Annotated in this window: 14 protein-coding genes; 4 read left to right on the top strand and 10 right to left on the bottom strand. The window is 69.4% G+C overall.

Annotated elements, in window-relative coordinates; genetic code table 11:
• The 4 genes from C466_RS14800 to C466_RS14785 form a co-directional block, all read right to left on the bottom strand.
• Positions 1 to 1316: ArnT family glycosyltransferase (locus tag C466_RS14800; RefSeq protein WP_167320823.1), on the bottom strand; the 1316-nt coding region annotated here is incomplete at its 3' end.
• Between the two features lie 48 nt (positions 1317 to 1364).
• Complete coding sequence (locus C466_RS14795) at positions 1365 to 2528, bottom strand: extracellular solute-binding protein (RefSeq protein ID WP_004598669.1); 1164 nt, start codon at positions 2526 to 2528, stop codon at positions 1365 to 1367.
• 39 nt (positions 2529 to 2567) lie between these two features.
• Positions 2568 to 3749: a hypothetical protein gene (locus C466_RS14790; RefSeq protein WP_004598668.1), complete on the bottom strand. Its 1182-nt coding sequence runs from the start codon at positions 3747 to 3749 to the stop codon at positions 2568 to 2570.
• Between the two features lie 30 nt (positions 3750 to 3779).
• Positions 3780 to 4913 (bottom strand): lysylphosphatidylglycerol synthase transmembrane domain-containing protein, encoded by a 1134-nt coding sequence (locus tag C466_RS14785; protein ID WP_004598667.1) that lies wholly within the window; start codon positions 4911 to 4913, stop codon positions 3780 to 3782.
• Between the two features lie 118 nt (positions 4914 to 5031).
• On the opposite strand from C466_RS14785, the gene C466_RS14780 reads away from it, so the two are divergent.
• The gene (locus C466_RS14780; RefSeq protein WP_004598666.1) at positions 5032 to 5334 is read left to right on the top strand and encodes a hypothetical protein; all 303 of its coding nucleotides are present in this window, start codon (positions 5032 to 5034) and stop codon (positions 5332 to 5334) included.
• A gap of 81 nt (positions 5335 to 5415) precedes the next feature.
• On the top strand, positions 5416 to 5976 hold the full coding sequence (locus tag C466_RS14775; protein WP_004598665.1) for a rhomboid family intramembrane serine protease: 561 nt from the start codon (positions 5416 to 5418) through the stop codon (positions 5974 to 5976).
• Between the two features lie 87 nt (positions 5977 to 6063).
• Here the strand turns inward: C466_RS14775 and rpsJ are convergent, their stop codons facing one another.
• From rpsJ to C466_RS14755, 4 genes are all read right to left on the bottom strand, one after another.
• Positions 6064 to 6372, bottom strand: a complete 309-nt coding sequence (gene rpsJ, locus C466_RS14770; RefSeq protein ID WP_004048854.1) for a 30S ribosomal protein S10 — start codon at positions 6370 to 6372, stop codon at positions 6064 to 6066.
• A 3-nt stretch (positions 6373 to 6375) separates the two neighbouring features.
• On the bottom strand, positions 6376 to 7641 hold the full coding sequence (gene tuf, locus C466_RS14765) for a translation elongation factor EF-1 subunit alpha (RefSeq protein ID WP_004598664.1): 1266 nt from the start codon (positions 7639 to 7641) through the stop codon (positions 6376 to 6378).
• A gap of 266 nt (positions 7642 to 7907) precedes the next feature.
• Positions 7908 to 8900: a homoserine dehydrogenase gene (locus tag C466_RS14760; RefSeq protein ID WP_004598663.1), complete on the bottom strand. Its 993-nt coding sequence runs from the start codon at positions 8898 to 8900 to the stop codon at positions 7908 to 7910.
• Positions 8897 to 9526 (bottom strand): amino acid-binding ACT domain protein, encoded by a 630-nt coding sequence (locus C466_RS14755; RefSeq protein WP_004598662.1) that lies wholly within the window; start codon positions 9524 to 9526, stop codon positions 8897 to 8899. Before C466_RS14755 ends, C466_RS14760 begins: the two co-directional genes overlap by 4 nt.
• Positions 9527 to 9959: 433 nt before the next feature.
• Here C466_RS14755 and C466_RS14750 point away from each other — a divergent pair, with 433 nt between their 5' ends.
• Positions 9960 to 10442, top strand: coding sequence for a DUF3592 domain-containing protein (locus C466_RS14750; protein WP_004598661.1), 483 nt, complete (start codon positions 9960 to 9962; stop codon positions 10440 to 10442).
• A 108-nt stretch (positions 10443 to 10550) separates the two neighbouring features.
• Here the strand turns inward: C466_RS14750 and C466_RS14745 are convergent, their stop codons facing one another.
• On the bottom strand, positions 10551 to 12740 hold the full coding sequence (locus tag C466_RS14745; RefSeq protein ID WP_004598660.1) for an elongation factor EF-2: 2190 nt from the start codon (positions 12738 to 12740) through the stop codon (positions 10551 to 10553).
• Between the two features lie 259 nt (positions 12741 to 12999).
• On the opposite strand from C466_RS14745, the gene C466_RS14740 reads away from it, so the two are divergent.
• Complete coding sequence (locus C466_RS14740) at positions 13000 to 13644, top strand: bifunctional 4-hydroxy-2-oxoglutarate aldolase/2-dehydro-3-deoxy-phosphogluconate aldolase (RefSeq protein WP_004598659.1); 645 nt, start codon at positions 13000 to 13002, stop codon at positions 13642 to 13644.
• 274 nt (positions 13645 to 13918) lie between these two features.
• Here the strand turns inward: C466_RS14740 and polC are convergent, their stop codons facing one another.
• On the bottom strand, positions 13919 to 19030 hold the full coding sequence (gene polC / locus C466_RS14735; RefSeq protein ID WP_004598658.1) for a DNA polymerase II large subunit: 5112 nt from the start codon (positions 19028 to 19030) through the stop codon (positions 13919 to 13921).
• Between the last annotated feature and the right edge of the window lie 15 nt (positions 19031 to 19045).

Here is a 19045-nt window from a genome sequence, read left to right as displayed (position 1 = left end):
TGTGTATAAGAGACAGACGCGAGCCCGTCGGTCGGGTCCGAGAGGTCGGCGAGCGCGTTGTGGGTCCCCCAGAAGTAGAGGTTCCCGACGGCGACCGAGACCGCGACGCCGACGAGGAGCAGCGTCGCCGTCCGCCGGAACGCGGGCGAACCGGCGGGGTCGGGCGAGGGCCCGGTCTCGCCGTCATCGAGGAGGCCGCGCGGGTCGCCGCTCGCGCGCCACCCGTAGGCCGCGACCACGCCGCCGACGAGCGCCGCGGCCGTCCCGAGCGGCCCGGCCGCGAACCACCGGGTCGCGATCTCCTGCAGCGCGTACCGGTTCGACTCCAGCGCCAGCCCGAGCGTGTAGTCGACCGTGTGGCCGAGGATGCGCCGCTCGCCGAAGCCGGGGCCGTCCATCGGCGCGAACACCTGGTAGGGGAACACGAGCGGCGATCCGGTCATCCGGACGTTGTACGCGAGCGTGACGCCGACGAACAGGGTGCCGAACAGCGCCGTGAGCCCGTGGCGGCGGATCGGCCCGGGAAGCTCACCGGACCGGCCGACTCCAAGCGCGCGGCGACCGAGGGCCGCGAACGCACGCGGCGTCGACGTCCCGGACTCGACGCCGAAGCGGCGGACCGCCGACCACACCCGCCACAGCGCGTGGCCGATGAACGGGGCGGCGAACAGCACCGCGGTGTACGGCCGCGCGAAGAACGCGAGCCCGATCGCGACGCCCGCGACGCCGGCCGCCCGGAGCGACCGGTCCCGGACGCTCCGGAGGTACGCGACGGCGAAGATCAGGTTGAGGAACGTCGTCGGCGCGTACGGGAGGAACGCCGACGAGGTCGCGACCGCCATCGGCGACGCGGCGAAGCAGACGGCCGCGGCGAGCCCCGCTCGGCGGCCGACCGCCATCGACCCGAGCAGGTACACGAGGGCGGCGTTGCCGGCGGCGACGACCGCCAGCGTGACGCGGGGTTCGCCGAACAGGCCCATCGTGACCGCGAACATCGCCGCCGGGACGGGGTTGTACTTCGGGTAGAGCCGCCCGCCGTCCTCGATGAAGAACCACGGGTGGAACGCATCCGCGAGCGGCCCGGCGTGGAACGCCAGCTGGCCTTCGAGGAGGAGCGCGGCCTGCGTGAGGTAGACCCCCTCGTCGTGGTTCGCGGAGTGGTGCGAGAAGACGGTGGCGGCGATCGCGAACGTCAGCAGGCCGGCGGCGACGGCGACCAGCGCCGCGGCGAGGCTCACCCGGTCGGCGCGGGCGAGCCGCTGTCGGAGCCGGGCGGCGAGTCGGCGGGGACGCGCGGACGGTGGAAGCAGTGACACGGACGAGAGGCGGTGGTGATATGGGGTGGCGTGGAGCGGGAGGCGGCCTCAGATCTGGACGCCGGCGTCGCGCATCAGGTCGATCGTCGGTTCGAGGTTGGACAGCTGCGAGAGGTCGATGTCCGGGACGTCCAGCTCGTCGATCGTCGGGAGGTCGCCGATCGGCTCGACGTCCGGGATCAGCGGGTACTCGAAGGTGGAGCGCGCGAAGTAGTCCTGCGCCTCCGCCGACAGCAGGTGCCGGACGAAGTTCGACGCCAGGTCGGCGTCCGACGCCGTGTCGATGACCGCGGCGCCCGCGACGTTGAACACCGCGCCGGCGTCGCCCTCGGTGAACGCGGTGGCGATCGGGGCCTCCGGGTTGCCGTCGAGCACGCGCTGGATGTAGTAGTGGTTCGTGAACGCGGCGTCGATCTCGCCGTCGGCGATCTCCTGACACGTGCGGAACTCGTCGGGGTACGTCGCGGCGCCGCGCTCGACCATCGCTTCGAGCCAGTCGCGGGTCGCGTCCTCGCCCTCGAGGATCCGCATCGCGGTGATGAACGCCTGCGCGGAGCCGTACGACGGCGCCCACCCGAGGTCGCCCTCGAACTCCTCGGGGAACGCCATGATGTCGTCCGGGATATCCTCCTCGGAGAACGCCTCGGTGTTGTACGGGATCGTCCGGGCGCGCCCGGAGGTGCCGACCCACTGCTCGGTACGGAACTCCTCGCGGACCTTCCCGGCCACGTCGTCGGGGAGCGCCTGCGTGCGGCCCGCGTCGGCGAGCGCGCCGAGCGACCCCGCGTTGACCGAGTAGAACACGTCCGCTGGCGAGCCCTCGCCCTCGTTGATGATCGCGTTCACGTGGTCGGTCGAGTTGTTGTACCGGACGGTCAGGTCGAAGTCGTCGTACAGGTCGTCGATGTAGCCGACGAGCTCGCCGACGAGGAACTCGCCGCGGCCGGAGTAGACGGTGAGCTCGCCTTCGAGCGCCGGCATCTCGGCCATCGACGTGCCGCCGGGGGCGTCGCGGCCCGCGCGGCCGGAGCCGATCTGGCCGACGGCCCCGTCGCTGACGTCGCCGCTTCCGTCGCCGCCGTCCTCGCCCCCGTCGTCGCCGGTCCCGTTACAGCCGGCGATCCCCGCCGCGCCGACCGCGCCGGCGGCCGCGAGGAACTTCCGTCGTCGAACGTCGCGTCCGTCTCGTCCGTCGGATTCGTGGTTCGTCATGTGTTTTAGGCTTGCCTAAATAGGTTTAGTCGTGTCGGTTCAGTCGTCCGCGACCGCCGGCGTCCGCCGGATCGCGTCGAGGCAGTCGAGCCAGTCGCGCATGTACTCGCCGCAGTGGTTGAGGAACGCGCCGTTGTTCCACTCGTCGAAGTCGCCCTCGGCGAGCGCGTCGGCCATCGCGTCGAAGACGGCCGCGTACGAGTCGGCCTCCTCGCCGGCCCCGTCGACGACCTCCCAGACGTGCTCGTTCAGCTCCAGCCCGGCGACCTCGTTCGCGAGGTCGTCGAACGTCGAGCGCGGGGCCTTGTTGTGCTCGCAGAGCGGGTCGCCGTTGTAGATGCGCTTGCCGAGCACGTCGCAGGCGCGCTTCAAGAAGAGGCCCGACCAGATGTCGTCGAACCGCCCCACGTCCCACTCGTTGTCGTCCATCGGCAGCTGGTAGAACGCCGGGATCACCTCGCGGCGGAACGCGAGGTTCATCGAGCAGACGGTGAGGTAGTTGCCGCGCGCGGCGATGAAGTCGTCGCCGAAGTCGTCGGCGGTCGTCCGGGTCTGGGCCTGGCCCTCCAGGTCGCCGTCCATCAGGATCCGGACCGCGTCGAGGTCGGGGACGTTCGTCCACAGGCCCTGCGAGGCGACGATCTCGCCGCCGTCGACGTCGACGGTGTCCGTCTCGACCGTCTCGTCCATCGCCGAGTACGGGTAGCCGCGGGGGTAGAGCCCGTGCTCGTCGGCGTTGTCGTAGAGGACGTTCACCCAGTCCTCGTCGGAGCTGACGCGCTCGACCTCCCCGCCGAACGCGAGGTTCTCCATGTGTCGACCGAAGTAGTCGACGTCGTCGTGCGGGAGCGTGTCGTCGTCGATGAACACGCCGTAGTCGTACGACTCGTCGGCCCACATGTACAGCAGACCGAAGCTGGTCTCGGCGTGGCTCGCGGCCGGGACGACGTGGCCGTACTCCGCGACCCCGTTGGCCTCGTACCACTCCTCGCGGCGGCTACCGTCGAACACCTCGCCGGAGACACCGAGGTCGTCGAGCATGTCGCGCATCTCCGAGACCTCACAGAAGTCCTCGGTGACGAGGACGAAGTGGAGCCGCGAGACGTCGAAGCCGTGTTCGCGGGCGTTCGCGACGTACGCGCGGACGCACTCGTACTCCCGGATCGTCGGGACGATCACGCAGATGTCCGAGTCGTCGGGACTCTGGGCTGTGGTCGGCATACACGATAATCTTTAGGCCAGCCTAAAAGCTTAGCGGTCCGTCGTCGGCCGCGTCGCGCCCGCGTCCGGCTCCCGCTCGGATTCGTCCGGAGCCCCCGTCACGGAGAGGTCGAACGCGGCCGCCGCGGCCGCGCCGCCGGCGAGGGTGACGCCGTTCTTCAGCGCGTGGTCGAGGACCGCCGCGGCGAGCGCGACCTCGGGTGCGATCGGCGTCGTCGCGACGACGATCCCGGTGAACGCGGCCTCGTACAGCCCGATCCCCCCCTGCGAGAGCGGCAACACCTTCGCGAGGTTCCCGGCCGAGACCGCGAGGGTCCCGACGACGAGCAGCGCGGCCGGGGCGACGCCGCCGCCGAAGCCGCCGACGAGCGCCGCGAGCACGAGGACCGCGGTGGCCACATCCAGTCCCCAGACGACGGCGCTGGCGAGGAACACGCGGACGAGCGCGGCCCCGTCCGCCGCCACGACCCGCACCGCGGCACCGAACCGGACCGCTGCGTCGGCGACCGGTGCGAGCCGGGAGCCGTCGGCGCGCTCGCGGAGCGCCGGGCCGAACCGGCGGTCGCTCCGGGCGACCGCGACGGTGACCGCCGAGCCGAGCGCGGCCGCGACCGCAATTCCCCCGGCGGCCGCGACCGCTCGCCCCGACCCGTCCGGCGCCGCGGCCCGTCCGTCGACGAGCAGGGCCGCGAGCGCGGCGCCGCCGAGGACGCCGAGCGCGACCAGGTCGAAGGCGCGCTCGACCGCCAGCGACGCGACGCCGGTCGGGTACGGCACGTCGCGCCGGTCGTTCAGGAGGTACGCGCGCACCCCGTCGCCGGCACGTGCCGGAACGATCAGGTTCGCGGTCTGGCTCGCGAACACCGTCGCCGTGAGGAACGCCGTGCGACACCGGTGTCCCATCGGGGCGAGCACGTCGCCGTACCGCCGCCCGCGGACCGGCCACGAGGCGAGGTAGGCGGCGAGCGCCGCGGCGAGCAGCGCCGGGTCCGCGGTCGCGGCCGCGTCGACGACGGTCCCGACGTCAAGGGTCCGGGTCAGCACCGCGCCGCCGACCGCGAGAACGACGACCGTCCCCGCGACCGCGAGGGTTCCCTGCGGGAGCCGGTCGCGGAGCCGACGGAGCCGTTTGCGGAGCCGAGCGGCGGCGACGCGCGGATTCATCTATTCGTTTAGGTCGCCCTAAAGAATAAAACGCTGGCGGTTCGCGGAGGCGAGCGGCGACGCGAGCCGGCTCTGGGCCGACGCAACACGTTTGTTCGTGGAAATCGAAATACCGCACATGAACGCGAACGAAGCGGCCGCCGGCTCCGCGGGAGACGAGATCCGGATGTGGCTCGTCGAGCGCACCTACTCCGACGACGAGCAGAACATGGTGATCCTCACGTACGCGACGCCGGACGGCGAGCGCTACTTCCGCAAGGAGCGCGCGCTCACCTCCTTCACGGACGTGCGCGACACGACCGCCGCCGTCGACGCGCCGCCGTCGAACGTCGGGACCGTCGACGACCCCGACGGCCGAGAGCGGTACGCCGCCGAGGCGACGCGGATGGCGAACGCGCACGACCCAGACGACGTGATCTGAGTCGCGTCCGGGCTCGCTCCGGTCGACTCGCAACGACGGCCTCACCCACTCTTTTCACCGCGCGGCCCCAACCCTCGCCCGATGCGCGCCACCCTCGAAACGCTCGGGATCGTCCTCCTCGTCGGCGCCGCGCAGGCCCTCCTCAGCGTCGTCGGCCTCTTCGGGCTCCTCGCGCTGTCGACCCCCGTCTCCGTCGCCCCGTGGACGCTCGTCACCAGCGTGTACGCGCACGGCTCCGTCGGCCACCTGCTGGCGAACGCCCTCGGACTGCTGCTCGTCGGGCCCCTCGTCGAGCGCCGAACGACCCGCGCCCGCTTCCACGCGTTCGTGGTCGTCACCGGCGCGCTCGCGGGCGTCGCGCAGGTGACCGTCGGGAGCCTGCTCGGCCCCCCGTCCGCCGTGTTGGGGATCAGCGGCGCCGTCTTCGCGCTCGGCGGCTACCTGCTCGCCGGCAACGTCGTGAGCGCGACGCTGTTCGACCGGCTGCGCCTCTCGCCGCGGGTCCAACTCCTCTTGTTCGGCCTCGTCGCCGTCGTCCTCACCGCGACGACGGCGGCGCCCGGCGTCGCGCTCATCGCGCACACGACCGGGGCGTTCTGCGGGCTCGTCGCGGGGCGCGCCGGGCTGCTCGACGCGCGCTGACCGACAGCGGCGCGGACCGAACGCGCGACGGCGCCGAGGCTGGACGGTGTGAAAAACGAAAGGGGTGAAAGAGAAACGCCCTAGCGCTCAGTCTTCGAGAACGATCTCGATGCTGACGTCGTTCGGCACTTGGACGCGCATGAGCTGGCGGAGCGCGCGTTCGTCGGCGTCGATGTCGATCAGACGCTTGTGGACGCGCATCTCCCAGTGCTCCCACGTCGCCGTCCCCTCACCGTCCGGGGACTTGCGCGACGGGATCTCGAGCGTCTTCGTCGGCAGCGGGATCGGGCCCGACAGGGCGACCCCCGTCGAGTCCGCGATCTCGCGGACGTCGTCGCAGATGTCGTCGAGGTCCTCGGGGCTCGTGCCGGCGAGGCGGACGCGTGCCTGCTGCATCGATTATCGCTCGTTGACTTCGAGCACCTTGCCGGCCGCGATGGTCTGACCCATGTCGCGGATGGCGAAGCTGCCGAGCTCCGGAATCTCGCCGGACGGCTCGATGCTGAGCGGTTTCTGGGGGCGCACGGTGACGACCGCGGCGTCGCCGGACTTGATGAAGTCCGGGTTCTCCTCGGCGACCTCACCGGACGAGGGGTCGATCTTCTGATCGATGGACTCGATCGTACAGGCGACCTGCGCCGTGTGGGCGTGGAAGACCGGGGTGTAGCCGGCCGTGATCACCGACGGGTGCTGCATGACGACGACCTGCGCCTTGAACGTCTCGGCGACGCTCGGCGGGTCGTCGGCCGGGCCACAGACGTCGCCGCGGCGGATGTCGTCCTTGCCGATGCCGCGGACGTTGAACCCGACGTTGTCACCGGGCTCGGCCTTGGGCACCTCTTCGTGGTGCATCTCGACCGTCTTCACCTCGCCGCCCACGTCGGACGGCTGGAAGGAGACGTTGTCGCCGGTGTTGAGGATCCCGGTCTCGACGCGTCCCACGGGGACGGTCCCGATGCCGGAGATGGTGTACACGTCCTGGATCGGCAGGCGGAGCGGCGCGTCCGTCGGCGGCTCGGCCTCCGGAAGGTCGTTGAGCGACTCCAGCAGAGTGGGGCCGTCGTACCAGTCGGTGTTCTCGGACGCCTCGGCGACGTTGTCGCCCTCGAACGCCGAGATCGGCACGAACGTGGTGTCGTCGGTCGCGAAGCGGACCTGGTTGAGCAGGTCCTCGACCTCGCCGATGACCTCCTTGTAGGAGTCCTCGCTGTAGTCGACGAGGTCCATCTTGTTGACGCCGATGATGAGCTCGTTGATCCCGAGCGTGCGGGCCAGGAACACGTGCTCGCGTGTCTGGGGCGCGACGCCGTCGTCGGCCGCGACGACGAGCACCGCGTTGTCGGCCTGCGAGGCGCCCGTGATCATGTTCTTCACGAAGTCACGGTGGCCCGGACAGTCGACGATGGTGAAGTAGTACTCGTCGGTGTCGAACTCCTGGTGGGCGATGTCGATCGTGACGCCGCGCTCGCGCTCCTCGGCGAGGTTGTCCATCACGTAGGCGAACTCGAAGCCGCCCTTGCCCTTCTCTTCGGCTTCCTCGCGGTGCTGCTCGATTACGTGCTCGGGGACGCTCCCCGTCTCGAAGAGGAGGCGACCCACGAGCGTACTCTTGCCGTGGTCGACGTGGCCGATAATGGCCAAGTTCTGGTGCGGTTTGTCACTCATGGGGTAATCACGCGCTAAGGCGCTCTGTGAGTAAGTTTCGGTTGATTCCACTAAAACGGTTTCGATACGGCCCACAGAGTATCGCGACGCCGTCCGGCGATTCTCGACAACGCGGGACACGACAGAGCGACACACGCCCCGGTCCGCCGCGACGGACTCGGCGGTCGACCCGGCCCACTCCAGCCGGTCGACCCGGCCCACTCCAGCCGGTCGACCCGGCCCACTCCAGCCGGTCGACCCGGCTCACTCCAGCCGGCCGACCCGGCCTACTCCAGCCGCCCCACGTCGCCGAGGACCGCGCTCGCGGTCTCCGGGCCGCCCGCGCCGCGGCCGGAGATGTTGAGCCGGCCGGCGTGGGTCGTCTCGATCTGGACGATGTTCTGGGTGCCGGAGACCGCGAGCGTTCCGTTCTCGGGGACGAGCCGCGGCGCGACGCGGACCGTCTCGCCGGTCGCCTCGCCGATCAGCCGGACCGTCCGGCCGTCCTCGGCCGCGAGGCGGAGCGCGGACCCGGGCACGTCGCGGATCCCCGAGACGTCGGCGTCGGCGAGCGTGAACTCGCGGGCGGCGTCGGGGTCGTCGACCGCGCCGAAGGATAGCACGTTCGCGAGGATGACGCATTTCAGCGCCGCGTCGGTCCCGTCCACGTCGAAGGAGGGGTCCGCCTCCGCGACGCCGAGGTCCTGCGCCTCCGCGAGCACGTGGTCGTAGTCGAGCCCCTCGGCGGCCATCCGCGTCAGGATGAAGTTCGCCGTCCCGTTGAGCACGCCCCGGACCGCGGTGACGTGGCCGGGTTCGATGTCTTCGACGGTCGACACCGCGGGGATCGCGCCGCCGACCGTCGCCTCGAACCGGATCTCGCCGTCGCTGTCGTCGACGGCCGCCCGCAGGTCGCCGAACCGCTCCGCGACCGGGCCCTTGTTCGCGAGGACGGCGTGGCGGTCGCGCTCCAAGGCTGCCGTCACGTGCGAGAAGCCGGGCTCGGCGTCGCCGAGCGTGGTCGGCGTCGCCTCGACGAGGACGTCGTAGTCCGCCGCGAGGGCGTCGTCCGGGTCCGCGTCGCCGACGATCCCCCGCTCCGCCTTCCGCGCGACGACCGCGTCGGGGTCGACGCCGATCCCGCCGGCCCGGCCGTCCGTCCCGTCCGCGACGGTCGCCGACGAGGAGTCCGCGACCGCAACGACCTCGTGGCCGTACTCGCCCGCCAGCTCGACGACGGAGCGCCCGACCGCGCCCGCGCCGATCACGGCGAGCCTCACGCGTCCACCCCCGTGAGCGGCTCCACGACGCGGAGCTCCTTCTCGTCGGCGAGCTCGCGGACCGCCGCGAGCGCCGCGTCCGTCTCGCCGGCGCGCGCTTCGAGCCGGAGCCGCGCGCTCGACACCTCCTCGGTGCCCTGCGGGGCCGCGAGCGACACGTCGGCGACCGACGCCGACTCGCAGGCCTCGATCCGCGAGAGCGTGTCGGAGAGGTCGGTGTCGATGAGGTGGCCGAACAGGAGCAGCGTCACCTCCTCCGCGTACCGCTCCGTGCCCGCCTGCATCACGTTCACGCCCTCGCTGCGGAGCGCGTCGACGATCTCCTCGAACCGCTCGGGCGTCGCCTCGAAGTCGACCTCGACCGGGATCCGCCCGCGGGGCGTCTTGTTCCCGCGCTCGTGGTAGATCGACAGGAGGTTCCCGCCGTTGTCCGCGATCGGGTGGAGCGCGGCGAGCAGCTGGCCCGGCTCGTCGACCAGCTCCAGCCGCACCGTGTGCGTCGAGGGGGCCGCGGCCGCGTGACCGCCGTCCGGGGAGGCCGCGTCTGCGCTCCCGGCGGCGGCCGAATCGGCCGCGTCCTCGGCGTCGAGCGCGGCCTCGGGCGCCCCGTCGCGACGGTCGCTCACGCCGCCACCTCCGGCGCCTCGCTGCGGCGGACCAGTCCGGGGGCGCGCGTTCGCAGACACGTTCCTGTGCCCGGCGTGGAGCGGTCGCTCGGTGGCTCCGTCGCGGTGCGCCGGGGGGGAGTCGTGCCCGTCTGCATACTCGAACGGAGTCGGACGATCGGGTATAAGCCTTCGGCGATGGCAGGCGTTGCCTCGCCCGCACGCCTGTCAACGCGGCGCACGGTCGTGAGACGGTCCGCCGCCGGGCGAGCGGAAACCGCTCGATTCCGGAGCGAAAACCGCTCGACTCCGAGGGGAAGGTGCGCGCGGAACCCCAGCACAATTTTGTGTCGCGGGGCTGTTGCGCCGGTGTGAACTCCCTCCCCGCAGTTCGGCGACGGTCGCGACGCCACCGCTCCGGAACCGCCCTCCGCGGCCCCGAGGTGAGGTAGCGATGGGGGACGACGGACTCTCGATCGGCGGCCCGAAGACGAGGCGCGGCGCGGTCATCATGCTGATCATCGGCCTCGCGGCGACCGGGTACGGCGCGTACGACTACACCCAGCAGTCGAACGCCGTCGCGGACGCCGTCGAGGTCGACGCCGAGATAACCGAACTCGGCGTGGAGCCGACCTCGGCCGGCAGCAGCGCGGACACCGACTACCGCCCGGTCGTGCGGTTCTCCTACGAGTACGAGGGGACCGCCTACGAGAGCGGGAGCGTCTTCCCGTCTGCGATTTCGCCGAACTATGACACCGAGTCGGCGGCCCGCGAGGTCGTCTCGGAGTACGCCGTCGGCGAGTCCGCGACCGCGCACGTCGATCCGTCCGACCCGGACGCCGCGTTCCTGAAGGACCGGACCTCGAACGCGCCGCTCGTCGCGGTCGCGGTCGGACTGGGCTTCGTCCTCGTCGGCGGGCGGTCGGCGATCAGGTAGTCGCGCCGCTGTCGAAGTGGCGTCGGGACGTCGAAAGAACCGAGAGAGGAGATCAGCGGAAGAGAACCGCAGACGGCCGGGAACCGCAGCGCGAACCGCGTCGTCGACTTAGAAGTAGTCGATCGACTGCGGCAGTTCCAGCTTCATCCCCTTGCGCTCGCGGATCTCCATGATCTTCTCGCGCTGGAGGTTGTCGACGAGCACGCGGAAGCCCGCGTTCTCGGTGTTCCACGAGGCGCGGCCCTCGGTGGCCGAGCGGATGTCGGAGGAGAACCCGATCATCTCCTCGACGGGCGCGATGCCCTCGACGACCATGAGGTCGCCCTCCTGGTACATGTCGTCGACGCGGCCGCGACGGCCCTGAATCTCGCCGGACGCGGCGCCCATGTGTTCGCTGGGCACGTCGATCCGGACGTCCTGGATCGGCTCCAGCAGGCGGACCTCGCCGTCGATAAGCGCGCGGTGGACCGCGTCGCGGACCGCGGGGATGACCTGCGCGGGACCGCGGTGGATGGTGTCCTCGTGGAGCTTCGCGTCGTGGAGGCGGAACAGCGACCCCTGGACCGGCTCGGCGGCCAGCGGGCCGTCGTCGAGCGCTTCCTGAAGCCCCTCGAGGACCAGCTCCATCGTCTCGTTGAGGTGCTGGATACCCTTCGTGTCGTCGATGAGGATGTTCGTCCGGTGGATGTCCTCGACGTTCTGCGAGGTGTCCTTGTCCATGCCGGCATCCTGCAGCGCCTCGCGGCGCTCCAGTTCGGGCATGTCCATCGAGACCTCGCCGAGCTGGATGGCGTCGACGATCTCCTGGTCCATCGGCTCGACGGTGATGTAGAACTTGTTGTGCCGGTTCGGCGACTGCCCCTCGACCTCGCGGGACGACTCCTGGGGCTGCTCGCGGAACACGACGATCGGCTCCCCGGTGATGACCGGGATACCCTGGTTGTCGCGGATCCGCTGGGTGATCACTTCGAGGTGGAGCTCGCCCTGCCCGGAGATCAGGTGCTCGCCGGTGTCCTCGTTGATCTCGATCTGGATCGTCGGGTCCTCCTTGGCGACCTGCTGGAGCGTCTCGATGAGCTTCGGCAGGTCGTCCATGTTCTGCGCCTCGACGGACTTCGTGATGACCGGCTCGGAGATGTGCTCGATCGACTCGAACGGCGTCATCTCCACGGAAGAGACCGTGGAACCGGCGATGGCGTCACGCAGTCCGGTGACGGACGCGATGTTCCCTGCCGGGACGCGGTCCACCTCCTCGCGCTCGGACCCCATGAAGAGGCCGACGCTCTGGATGCGGTTCTTGCCGGCGGTGCCGGAGACGTACAGCTCCTGGCCCTTCTCCAGCGTGCCGGAGAAGACGCGGCCCGTCGCGATCTCGCCCGCGTGCGGGTCCATCGAGATGTCGGTGACCATGAAGACGACCTCGCCGTCCTCGTCGACCAGCCGCATCGTGTCGGCCAGGTCGGACTCGGGGTCGCCGCGCCAGATGCGCGGGACGCGGCGGGGCTGGGCGTCGACCGGGTTCGGGAAGTGCTCGCAGACCATGTCGAGCACGACGTCCGACAGCGGCGTCCGCTCGTGGAGCTCCTGGCGCTTGTCGTTCTGTTCGAGCTCCATGATATCGCCGAAGTCCATGCCGGTCCGCTGCATCGAGGGCATCGAGACGCCCCACTTGTACAGCGCGGAGCCGAACCCGACCGTGCCGTCCTCGACGGAGACGGTCCAGTCCTCGGGGATGTCGTCCATGTTCTCGGCCATCCCGCGGATGAGCTCGTTGACGTCGGCGATGACGGACATCAGCCGCTCTTGCATCTCTTGGGGCCCCTCCTGGAGCTCCGAGATGAGGCGGTCAACCTTGTTGATGAACAGCGTCGGCTTCACGCCCTCGCGGAGCGCCTGCCGGAGCACCGTCTCCGTCTGGGGCATCGCGCCCTCGACGGCGTCGACGACCACCAGCGCACCGTCGACCGCGCGCATCGCGCGGGTGACGTCGCCCCCGAAGTCAACGTGGCCCGGGGTGTCGATGAGGTTGACGAGGTGGTTGGTGTCCTCGTACTCGTGGGTCATCGAGACGTTCGCCGCGTCGATGGTGATCCCGCGCTCCTGCTCGTCCTCCTTCGTGTCCATCGCGAGCTGCTCGCCCGCGGTGTCCTCGGAGATCATGCCGGCGCCCGCCAGCAGGTTGTCGGAGAGCGTCGTCTTCCCGTGGTCGACGTGGGCGGCGATGGCGATGTTCCGGATGTTCTCCGGGGTGTCCATCAGCCGCTCACATTCCTGAACGATCTTCTTGCGTCGGCCCATTATACCGAGTGTTACCGAAAGGAGGGTCAAAAGGGTAGTGTTTCGTCGCGGCCGTTTCGCGGGCGAGTCCCCCCGATCGCCGCCGATTTCGTGTCGACCGGTGTCACGGGACAGGCGGCTGAGACTGGACCCCGCTCGCGGTCGACGGCGGCATTCGCTGTCGGCGGCGGCGTTCGCGGTCGACGGCGGCGCTCGCGCCCGGGCTCACCGCCTGCGGCCATCGGGGCGGTTTTAAGTTCCGACTCGGGAAACTGGAGGTATGAACGAGACGCTCTCACGGCTCGTCGACAGCGGCGTCGTCGCGGTGTTGCGCGGAGTCCCCGCCGACCAGCTGATCGAGATCACCGAGGCGCTGCGCGAGGGCGGGGTCACCGCCGTCGAGATCACGGCCGACACGCCGGACGTGGCCGAGAAGCTCGGCGAGGTCGCCGGCTCCTTTGACGACGAGGTCGTCGTGGGCACGGGAACGGTCCTCGACAGCGAGACGGCCCGGACCACGCTGATGGCGGGCGCGGAGTTCGTCGTCTCGCCGAGCCTCCACGAGGACGTCATCGAGACGTGTAACCGCTACGGCGCCGTCAGCGCCCCGGGCGTGATGACGCCGACGGAGGCGATCCGCGGCTACGAGGCCGGCGCGGACTTCGTGAAGGTGTTCCCCGCGAAGACCGTCGGCCCGGCCCACCTCGGCGCCATGAAGGGTCCGCTCGGCCAGATCCCGATGATGCCGACCGGCGGCGTGAGCCCCGACAACGCGGCCGAGTACATCGACGCGGGCGCGTTCGCGGTCGGCGCCGGCGGCGCGCTCGTCGACTACGACGCCGCCGAGCGCGGCGACTACGAGGTCATCACCGAGACCGCCCGCGAGTTCACGCGGGTCGTCGAGGCTGCGCGCGCGGGCGACTGAGCACGCGCGACGGCCGATCGAACGCGCGGCGACGACCGCGGTCAGACCGCCGTTCCATTTTTAAAAGTCTGGTATGCCATGCCACACATACAAGAACGCGGAGACGCAAACTGAGACCGGCTTCCAGCCCGCAGACGAGAGGCACAGCCTGGAAGTCATCCGGAACACGCTGTCGGTACACCCAACCACCGCTCGCCGGTCTCCCCTGACGGGGAGAGTGACCCCGTCGCCGCCGCGGGACAGGCCGCGACGGGGCGGGGTCGTCCCGCGGTCGTCACATGAAGTCCGCGATGCCGGACTGCTTGTTCGTGTCGTCCTCGAAGATCGACTCCAGCGACCCCTCTAACACCTTCAACCGCTGCTTCGTGTAGGGCCGGCAGCCGAACCGCTCCGCGACCTCGATGGCGGTGTCGACGTACTTGCTCACCGACCCCTCGTGGACGGTGAGGTTCACGCGGCCACCGCACTCGCGGCACTCACCGGTCAGCGGCATCCGACGGTACTTCTCGCCGCAGTCGAGGCAGCGCGTCTCCTGTCTGGAGAACGCGCGCAGGTTCCCGATGATGTCCGGCAGGAAGTGGTACTCGATGACGCGCTCGGCCACGTCCGTCTCGTCGACCGCGCGCAGCTTCCGGGCCAGCTCCAGCTGCGCGTCCATCTTCTCCATCATGTCGCCGAGCGTTTTGTACGCCGACAGGTCCGGCCCCATCGCGATGTCCGTCGTGTCGTGGGTGTGGTCGAACCCGTGGTACTCGTCGTCGGTCCCGAGCGTGTCCTCGCCGATCTGGATCAGCTCCTCGACCTCCTCCGGGTCGGCCAGCTCGCGCGACGCCTCGTACAGCTCCAGCGGGTACTCCCGCACGATGTCGACGTTGTGCGCCTCGTCGTCGATCTCCGAGGGGTCGATTCGCGAAGACATCACTAAGGGTGCATCCATCCGCCCGCCGCGTTGGTCTGGCAGGAATTCTTTCGAGAAGTTGAGCAGTCCGTCCATGAGGAGCATGACGCAGTCCTCGTCACCGTCGCATTGATCGACCGACAGATCGTTCGCAACGAGGGAGTGCGTCTCCTCGACGGTGAGACAGTACACGTGGTCAACGTCGCTCTCGACGATCTCGACTTCGTCGACGCCCTCGACGAGGTACTCTCCGGATCCGCCGTCCGATACCTTCGGTGCGTACGGGTCGACAGACGAGACGTTCTCCATGAGTCGGTCGTGCTTCCGAGAGAGGTGGAACCCAGCAATCTCGGAGAACCGAACGGCGTCCCGTGAAGAGACAGAAATGACGTATGTCTGAGAGGTCAGCCGCATGTCGCTCTCATCGTAGAACTCGGGGAATTTCTCGTGAAGTAGGACGCGCTTCGGTCGGTCGACCGTCGCGTGGATGTCCAGTCGCCGTAGGAGCGCGAGTAAGTCCTCGCGAAGCTCCTCACTTACCGTCGTAGCCGTGATCCGGAGAGAGCCCTTGTCGACACCGCCGTCACCGCTGAAATACCCGCTCAGGTACGCACCAACCGTTTTTTCGGGCGCGTCGAAGATGGAGTCCGGAACACGTTTGCTCTCTGCACGCACGCCAGCGTCGAGGACGGAATCAAAGAAGGCTCGAAGGAGACGGCCGGATACGGTGACCTTCGCGTTGTTCTCTTCGTACGGGTCGACCCCGAACTCCTCGCGCAAAGCGTTGAGGAAGAACTCCCTCGCTTCCGTCTCGGTCCCGCAGATTGTCGTTTGGTGGATCGTCCCTTTCGGCGTCTCCTGTTCACGAGCGAATCCCTCGGCCGCGTAGTAGCCGAGTAGCGTTGCGACGCGCTGGTTGAGGTCAACGGTCCGATCGATCTCTGTGCGGTCACGTTTCATCCCGAGCGTCACGTCGTCGGGAACGAACGCGAGGAGATCATCGGTCGAAGAGAAGCACTGCTCTAGATACGACGCGGGGAAACTCTCTCGGTACAAGTAGTTACTCAGCGTCTTCTTGTTCGTGTCGAACACCTCAGTCATGCTCTGGAGCGGGTAGAACCGTCCCTCCCAGTCATCCGCGAAGGTGTCCTCAAAGAGATCGTACAGCCGATCTTTGTCTAGTCCCTTTATCATGAGACGGTCGGTCGGGACCGCTTCGGATCGGATGAACTCGGCAAGCAGATCGAACCGCTGTTGACTCCGACCGGAGTCGTCGCTCCCGATCGAATCAGGAACGACCAGTTTATCGGTCGTGTCGAGGTCCTGTGCGTCCCTGCTGACGATCTCGTCTTGTTCTCCGTCGTACACGTGGACACCGTGATCGGGAGTGACGGTTATCGAGCGTCCGGACGTCGTACGGACCTGTATCATGTGATCCGGGGCTTCATGTTTGCTGACCGCCTCAACCGGTCGAGAGACTCGCTCTCCGTCAGCAGTCACCGCGGGAACGGACAGGTCTCCGTCGACGCCTTCCAGTTCGCCAATCGCCGTTCCGAAGTCGTCGAACTCGATCTCAGACTGATCGAGGTACGTCTCGACGAAGTCGTCGATCTCGTCGTATCGTAAACTACCGGTCTCGTCCTCGTACCAGATTTTCGTCTCTGGATGGAAGCAATTCCGACGTTTCGCGGCGTGAAAGTACGGATGCGCGTATCCCACGGCGGCCGAGGTGAAACCTACCACTCTCCCGACAGTCGCGGCGCTCGTGTGGGGCGCCATCCCGAAGACGAGCTCGCCGACGAGGTCGTCGCGCTCGTTCACCTCGTAGAAGCGGTCGAGCCCGTAGAACTGTTCGAGCAGGTCGTCGACGAAGTCGGCGGTCTTGAGCATGTGCTCGGCCGCGCCGTCCGAGAGGACGATGTCCTGGACCCGGAGCTCGACCACCTGGTCGTCGTGACGGAGCGGCTCGCCGTCGACGTCCGTCTCGTAGCCCAACTCGCGGAAGTGATCGGCGGTGACGTCGAGTTCCGCGGGCTTGACCGCGGTGACCGGGAGGTCCGTCATGTCGTACCGGACCGTGCCGTCCTTGAACGACGTGACGCCGTTCTTCGCGCGGAGGACGCCCTTCTCGATCGGCTCGGGCGTCTTGTTCCGCGAGGTGAGCCCCTGGACCCCCTTGAGGATCTCGAAGGCGGACTCGCGCTCGCCGACCGTCTCCAGCGCGGAGCGGTACGCGTCGTTGACGTCGACCTCCTGGTATGTCGCGGCCGTCACCTCCCACTCGCAGTTCGGGCACTCGACCCGGCCGGCCTCGTCCGGCTCGCAGACGGTGCCGCAGTCGTTACACTCGTAGTGCGGGTCCGTGTGCGTCTCGCAGTCGGGACAGAGCGCGGCGTAGGTGTGCTCGCCGCAGTCGGGACAGACCCGGTCGGAGACCTGAAGTTCGTGCCGCCCGCGGTGTCCCGTGTCGTCCATGACGTTCGCGGCCTCGGCCACGTCGCGCTGCGGGCCGCCCGCCTCGTTGATCGGGAAGAGCGTGTGGACCGCGGGCGAGAGGTCGCGGCTCTCGGACTTCTCGGGGCGGCCCATCCGGTTGCCGATCCGGGTCGGCGCGCGCTCGCGGATCTCGAACGGCGCAACCTCGTTGACCGCGCGGATCGCGTTCTCGCCGTCAGCGTACTCGCGAGCGGCCCGCGAGAGGTCGTCCGCGTCCCACTCCTTCCGGAGCCCGTCGTCAATCCCGAGCGACCGCGCGAGCGGGCGCCACGTGGGAATCCGGAGCGCGTCCGGGGTCGCAGCGTGTTCGAGCAAAAGCGACTCCAGCGCGTCCCGGACCGCCTCGGTGCGCTCGACCGCGAGGACGCCCTCGACGACCTCGCCCGCGGCGACCGCGTCGGCGAGCGCCTCGAACGCGTCAACCGACACGTCGTGCCAGAGGTAGGTGTACTCGGGGTGGAGCGGGCAGTCGTACTCGCGCGCCCACGCGAGCGCCTCGTCGACGTCAGGGTGGTCGAGGTCGACGTGCGGGTCGTCGCCCATGGCCTGAACGTCGGCGCCGGCCGCCTCGAACTCCTGGACCCACCACTCGGGGGCGTACGAGGCGGGCGCGAGCGGGTGGTTGTTCTCGACGAACTCGCCGTAGTTGACGAGGTACTCGCCGAGGTCGAGCACCTTCTCGATCCCGTTGCGGACCTCCTTCGCCTCCTCGGGGTCGTCGATCCGGCGGACCTCGCCGTTCGCGAGCCGGACCGTCGGCCCCTCGATGGAGTCGACGGGGACGACGCCGTGGGCCTTCCCCGGCCGCTCCGTCTTGATCTGCGTCCCGGCCGCGAGGAAGTCGTCGACGATGTGCATCGTCGCCGGGTGGACGCCGCCGGTCGCGAATCCGTGGTTTCGCGCGCGACCGTAGCGGAGTCGGAACCCGCCGGCCTCGCTCGGGTGGGTGAACACGGGGCGACCCGCGATGAGGTCCCGGAGGAACTTCTGGGAGGGGTCAGCGCGGGGCGGGCCGTCGGCTTCGGCCCCGTTCTCGGGCTCGCCCTCCGCCTCGTCCGATTCGCCGTCGCCGCCCTCCTCGCCGTCGCCGCCCTCCGCGTCGGCCGCGTCCTCTTCCGCCTCCGCGGCGTCGCCGTCGCCTGCCCCGTCCTTCCCGATCGTCCCGTCGATGAGGTCCTGGAGCCACGGCCAGTCGACCTCGTCGAGGTCGCGGGTGTACCGCTGGATCTTCGGGGCCTTCAGCGCGATCCCCTCGGCGGCGACGAGGCACATCCCGCCGCGCGCGGAGTTGGTGTCGACGCGTTCGAGGTCGCGGAACCCCGAGACCTCCTCGTCGCTCGTCGCCTCCCCGTCGAGCATGACGGGGATGTGCTTCGCGATGAACTTCGACTCCTTGTCCTTCGGCGTGTACTGGAGCCCGGTGTCCTTGTCGTATAAGGCGATCTCCTCGGCGTAGCGCTCGACCTCCACGTCGCGCGGCTTGTACTCGTCGATGCCCAGCAGCGACCGGGCGTAGTCGGCGACGAGCACCGACAGCGCCTGCGCGGTCCCGCCCGCCGAGCGGATCGGGCCGGCGTAGTAGACGTTGACGAACTCGGTGCCGTCGTCGTTCTCCAGCAGTTCGACGCGGTCGATCCCCTCGATCGGCGCGGCGACGACGCCCTCGGTGAGCAGCGCGACGGCGGTGCGGACGGCCCCCTCGATCTTCCCCTCGCGGGAGTCGTAGTCGCCGACGCTGCCGTCGACGAAGTCGGTGACGAGCTCCAGGGCGGCCTCCTCGCGGGACATCTCCCCCTCCAGGTCGCGGACCCGCTCCGCGACGCCGTCGATACCGAGGATGTTCTCGACGCGGTCGGCCATGTCGCGGGCGACCGGGATCTCGATCTCCGGCTCCGGGTCCCGGCCCTGCTCTTTGGCCGCCTCCGCCACGTCCCACGCCTCGTCGAGCCGCTCCTCGATCCGCGCGAAGTAGCGCTCGTCGTCCGGTCTCATCGGGCCTCGGTCGAG

The organism is Halorubrum distributum JCM 10118 (assembly GCF_000337335.1).
GTDB lineage: Archaea > Halobacteriota > Halobacteria > Halobacteriales > Haloferacaceae > Halorubrum > Halorubrum distributum.
This window is presented reverse-complemented; position numbering and strand designations above follow the sequence as displayed.